Genomic DNA, 5666 nt, shown 5'->3' on the forward strand with positions numbered 1-5666 from the left:
GGGAGGCAGGCAAAATGCTCCCGCTTCTTGGCAAGGATCGGCGCCGCCAGCAGCACGCGACGCCAAGCAGGATTCGACAAAAAAGACGTTGACATCCTCGCCTCGATCCTTAAAATACGCCACTCCTTACGGCGGCCCAGAAAACAAGCGCTGACAAGCACTTGGGTTCGACAACGGCAAAGTAAGGCGCTCTTTAACAATCGATCAGGTAATTGATGTGGGCGCTTGTTCTCGCGTGACAGCCAGTCACGACCTATCGAGGCAAGCGACTCGTCAAGATTCGTTTGACCTTGAACCAAGTTTGGTCCGCTTTTTTCCCTCGGGAGAAGTAAGGACTATCAGACTTTAAACTGAAGAGTTTGATCATGGCTCAGATTGAACGCTGGCGGCAGGCCTAACACATGCAAGTCGAGCGGCAGCACGGGGAGCTTGCTCCCTGGTGGCGAGCGGCGGACGGGTGAGTAATGCATAGGAATCTGCCCGGTAGTGGGGGATAACGTGGGGAAACCCACGCTAATACCGCATACGTCCTACGGGAGAAAGCGGAGGATCTTCGGACTTCGCGCTATCGGATGAGCCTATGTCGGATTAGCTAGTTGGTAAGGTAACGGCTTACCAAGGCGACGATCCGTAGCTGGTCTGAGAGGATGATCAGCCACACTGGGACTGAGACACGGCCCAGACTCCTACGGGAGGCAGCAGTGGGGAATATTGGACAATGGGCGAAAGCCTGATCCAGCCATGCCGCGTGTGTGAAGAAGGCTTTCGGGTTGTAAAGCACTTTCAGCGAGGAAGAAAGCCTGGTGGTTAATACCCATCAGGAAGGACATCACTCGCAGAAGAAGCACCGGCTAACTCCGTGCCAGCAGCCGCGGTAATACGGAGGGTGCGAGCGTTAATCGGAATTACTGGGCGTAAAGCGCGCGTAGGTGGCTTGGCACGCCGGTTGTGAAAGCCCCGGGCTCAACCTGGGAACGGCATCCGGAACGGCCAGGCTAGAGTGCAGGAGAGGAAGGTAGAATTCCCGGTGTAGCGGTGAAATGCGTAGAGATCGGGAGGAATACCAGTGGCGAAGGCGGCCTTCTGGCCTGACACTGACACTGAGGTGCGAAAGCGTGGGTAGCAAACAGGATTAGATACCCTGGTAGTCCACGCCGTAAACGATGTCGACTAGCCGTTGGGACCTTTAAGGACTTAGTGGCGCAGTTAACGCGATAAGTCGACCGCCTGGGGAGTACGGCCGCAAGGTTAAAACTCAAATGAATTGACGGGGGCCCGCACAAGCGGTGGAGCATGTGGTTTAATTCGATGCAACGCGAAGAACCTTACCTACCCTTGACATCCAGAGAACTTTCCAGAGATGGATTGGTGCCTTCGGGAACTCTGAGACAGGTGCTGCATGGCTGTCGTCAGCTCGTGTTGTGAAATGTTGGGTTAAGTCCCGTAACGAGCGCAACCCTTGTCCTTATTTGCCAGCGATTCGGTCGGGAACTCTAAGGAGACTGCCGGTGACAAACCGGAGGAAGGTGGGGACGACGTCAAGTCATCATGGCCCTTACGGGTAGGGCTACACACGTGCTACAATGGCCGGTACAAAGGGTTGCGAGACCGCGAGGTGGAGCGAATCCCAGAAAGCCGGCCTCAGTCCGGATCGGAGTCTGCAACTCGACTCCGTGAAGTCGGAATCGCTAGTAATCGTGAATCAGAATGTCACGGTGAATACGTTCCCGGGCCTTGTACACACCGCCCGTCACACCATGGGAGTGGACTGCACCAGAAGTGGTTAGCTTAACCTTCGGGAGAGCGATCACCACGGTGTGGTTCATGACTGGGGTGAAGTCGTAACAAGGTAGCCGTAGGGGAACCTGCGGCTGGATCACCTCCTTAAACGACCAGCTTCACGTGGTTCAAGCGTCCACAATCAATTACCTGATCGGCCAAGAGCAATGACTGTTTGGGTCNNGGGTCTGTAGCTCAGTTGGTTAGAGCGCACCCCTGATAAGGGTGAGGTCGGCCGTTCAAATCGGCCCAGACCCACCAAATTTACGCCATGACCGCGTTGTTTCCCGGCTCGCATAGCAGGCTATGCGTCACCGTAAAACGCCTTGTCATGACGAAAATTATCCAGATAGCTGGATTATCTGGGGCCATAGCTCAGCTGGGAGAGCGCCTGCCTTGCACGCAGGAGGTCAGCGGTTCGATCCCGCTTGGCTCCACCACTCTTGAGCTTGAAGCTGAAAGCTTGAAGCTAAAAGTAAAACCCGCAGTCATTTGAAGTTTTAAGCTAGACGCTTGGTAGAGGGTTTCCTCTTCAAGCTTCCAGCTTAAAGCTTCTCGCTTTAAATGCTCTTTAACAATTTGGATCATGCTGACAGTTCTTCTCGCAAGAGAAGAACGAAAGTGATACGTCTCAAGCGTATCCGGCAATTGTCGTTAGGCTAATCGTTCGACCAGACGCCTTCGGGTTATATGGTCAAGCGATTAAGCGCACACGGTGGATGCCTTGGCAGCCAGAGGCGATGAAGGACGTTGTAGCCTGCGAAAAGGTTCGGTGAGGTGGCAAACAACCTGCGACCCGGACATGTCCGAATGGGGAAACCCACCCAGCATAAGCTGGGTATCCCACACTGAATCCATAGGTGTTGGGAAGCGAACCGGGAGAACTGAAACATCTAAGTACCCCGAGGAAAAGAAATCAACCGAGATTCCCCCAGTAGCGGCGAGCGAACGGGGAGTAGCCCTTAAGCATGTGACTGGTTAGACGAACGCGCCTGGAAAGGCCGGCCATAGTGGGTGATAGCCCCGTAGTCGAAAACCTGAATGTGTGAAATCGAGTAGGTCGGGGCACGTGAAACCTTGACTGAACATGGGGGGACCATCCTCCAAGGCTAAATACTCCTGGCTGACCGATAGTGAACCAGTACCGTGAGGGAAAGGCGAAAAGAACCCCGGAGAGGGGAGTGAAATAGATCCTGAAACCGTGTGCGTACAAGCAGTGGGAGCAGACTTGTTCTGTGACCGCGTACCTTTTGTATAATGGGTCAGCGACTTATATTCAGTGGCGAGCTTAACCGTATAGGGGAGGCGTAGAGAAATCGAGTCTTAACTGGGCGACCAGTCGCTGGATATAGACCCGAAACCGGGCGATCTATCCATGGCCAGGGTGAAGATTGAGTAACATCAATTGGAGGCCCGAACCCAAGTATGTTGAAAAATGCTGGGATGAGCTGTGGATCGGAGTGAAAGGCTAATCAAGCTCGGAGATAGCTGGTTCTCCTCGAAAGCTATTTAGGTAGCGCCTCACGTATTACCGCCGGGGGTAGAGCACTGTTTCGGCTAGGGGCCCATCCCGGGTTACCAACCCGAGGCAAACTCCGAATACCGGTGAGTAGAGCGTGGGAGACACACGGCGGGTGCTAACGTCCGTCGTGAAAAGGGAAACAACCCAGACCGTCAGCTAAGGCCCCCAAATTCTGGTTAAGTGGGAAACGATGTGGGAAGGCATAGACAGCTAGGAGGTTGGCTTAGAAGCAGCCATCCTTTAAAGAAAGCGTAATAGCTCACTAGTCGAGTCGGCCTGCGCGGAAGATGTAACGGGGCTCAAACCAGATGCCGAAGCTACGGGTTCATTCTTTGAATGAGCGGTAGAGGAGCGTCGTGTAAGTCTGTGAAGGTGTGTTGAGAAGCATGCTGGAGATATCACGAGTGCGAATGCTGACATGAGTAACGACAAGGGGAGTGAAAAACTCCCCCGCCGGAAGACCAAGGTTTTCTGTTCTATGTTAATCAGAGCAGAGTGAGTCGGCCCCTAAGGCGAGGCTGAAAAGCGTAGTCGATGGGAAACGGGTCAATATTCCCGTACCGGATGTGGTTGCGATGGGGGGACGAAGAAGGCTAGGTGAGCCAGGCGTTGGTTGTCCTGGTGAAAGTCAGTAGGCTGAGGACTTAGGCAAATCCGGGTCCTCAAGGCCGAGAGACGAGACGAACGGACTACGGTCCGGAAGTCATCGATGCCACGCTTCCAGGAAAAGCCTCTAAGCTTCAGATCACATGCGACCGTACCCCAAACCGACACAGGTGGTCAGGGTGAGAATCCCAAGGCGCTTGAGAGAACTCGGGTGAAGGAACTAGGCAAAATGGCACCGTAACTTCGGGAGAAGGTGCGCCGGCTTAGGGTGAAGGACCTCGCGTCCCGAGCTCGAACCGGTCGAAGATACCAGGTGGCTGCAACTGTTTATTAAAAACACAGCACTCTGCTAACGCGTAAGCGGACGTATAGGGTGTGACGCCTGCCCGGTGCCGGAAGGTTAATTGATGGTGTTAGCCGTAAGGCGAAGCTCTTGATCGAAGCCCCGGTAAACGGCGGCCGTAACTATAACGGTCCTAAGGTAGCGAAATTCCTTGTCGGGTAAGTTCCGACCTGCACGAATGGCGTAATGATGGCCACGCTGTCTCCACCCGAGACTCAGTGAAATTGAAATCGCAGTGAAGATGCTGTGTACCCGCGGCTAGACGGAAAGACCCCGTGAACCTTTACTATAGCTTCACACTGGACGCTGATGTTGCTTGTGTAGGATAGCTGGGAGGCTTGGAAACCCGGACGCCAGTTCGGGTGGAGCCAACCTTGAAATACCAGCCTGGCATCATTGGCGTTCTAACTTGGCACCGTGATCCGGTGTGAGGACAGTGTGTGGTGGGTAGTTTGACTGGGGCGGTCTCCTCCGAAAGCGTAACGGAGGAGCACGAAGGTACCCTCAGCACGGTTGGAAATCGTGCATTGAGTGCAAGAGCATAAGGGTGCTTAACTGCGAGACAGACACGTCGAGCAGGTACGAAAGTAGGTTCTAGTGATCCGGTGGTTCTGTATGGAAGGGCCATCGCTCAACGGATAAAAGGTACTCCGGGGATAACAGGCTGATACCGCCCAAGAGTTCACATCGACGGCGGTGTTTGGCACCTCGATGTCGGCTCATCACATCCTGGGGCTGAAGTCGGTCCCAAGGGTATGGCTGTTCGCCATTTAAAGTGGTACGCGAGCTGGGTTTAGAACGTCGTGAGACAGTTCGGTCCCTATCTGCCGTGGGCGTTGGAGATTTGAGAAGTGCTGCTCCTAGTACGAGAGGACCGGAGTGGACGCACCTCTGGTGTTCCGGTTGTCACGCCAGTGGCATCGCCGGGTAGCTATGTGCGGACGGGATAACCGCTGAAGGCATCTAAGCGGGAAGCCTCCTTCAAGATGAGATCTCCCTGAGACTTCGAGTCTCCTAAAGGGTCCAGCAAGACTAGCTGGTTGATAGGCACGGTGTGGAAGCGCTGCAAGGCGTTGAGCTAACGTGTACTAATGCCCCGTGAGGCTTGACCATATAACCCCAAGACGTTTGTCGTGAGGGGTGGTGGAAAGACTCCGAACGAGCGAATCGAACGATTAGTGACAATGGCTGGATACGCACCGACGAAGAGCCGGTAGAGACGTTTCCGTCAGCATGATCCGAATCAGTGGGAATGAGGGTTGGGTAAGCTGTGAAAACTCTTCATTCCTACGTCAGTTTTGCCTGACGACCATAGCGAGTGGGAACCACCTGATCCATGCCGAACTCAGCAGTGAAACCGCTTAGCGCCGATGGTAGTGTGGGGTCTCCCCATGTGAGAGTAGGTCATCGTCAGGC

At 54.3% G+C, this 5666-nt stretch carries 2 tRNA genes and 3 rRNA genes; all 5 read left to right on the plus strand.

Annotated elements, in window-relative coordinates:
• Positions 1 to 347 precede the first annotated feature (347 nt).
• Positions 348 to 1887, plus strand: a 16S ribosomal RNA gene (locus tag DOM54_RS17965).
• Between the two features lie 76 nt (positions 1888 to 1963).
• Positions 1964 to 2040: transfer RNA gene (locus tag DOM54_RS17970), tRNA-Ile, on the plus strand.
• 103 nt (positions 2041 to 2143) lie between these two features.
• A tRNA-Ala gene (locus tag DOM54_RS17975) sits at positions 2144 to 2219 on the plus strand.
• A gap of 252 nt (positions 2220 to 2471) precedes the next feature.
• A 23S ribosomal RNA gene (locus tag DOM54_RS17980) occupies positions 2472 to 5363 on the plus strand.
• A 188-nt stretch (positions 5364 to 5551) separates the two neighbouring features.
• Positions 5552 to 5666 (plus strand): 5S ribosomal RNA (gene rrf / locus DOM54_RS17985).
• The 16S, 23S and 5S rRNA genes sit together here with 2 tRNA genes alongside, the layout of an rRNA operon.

The organism is Salinicola acroporae (genome assembly GCF_003206615.1).
Classification (GTDB): Bacteria; Pseudomonadota; Gammaproteobacteria; order Pseudomonadales; family Halomonadaceae; genus Salinicola; species Salinicola acroporae.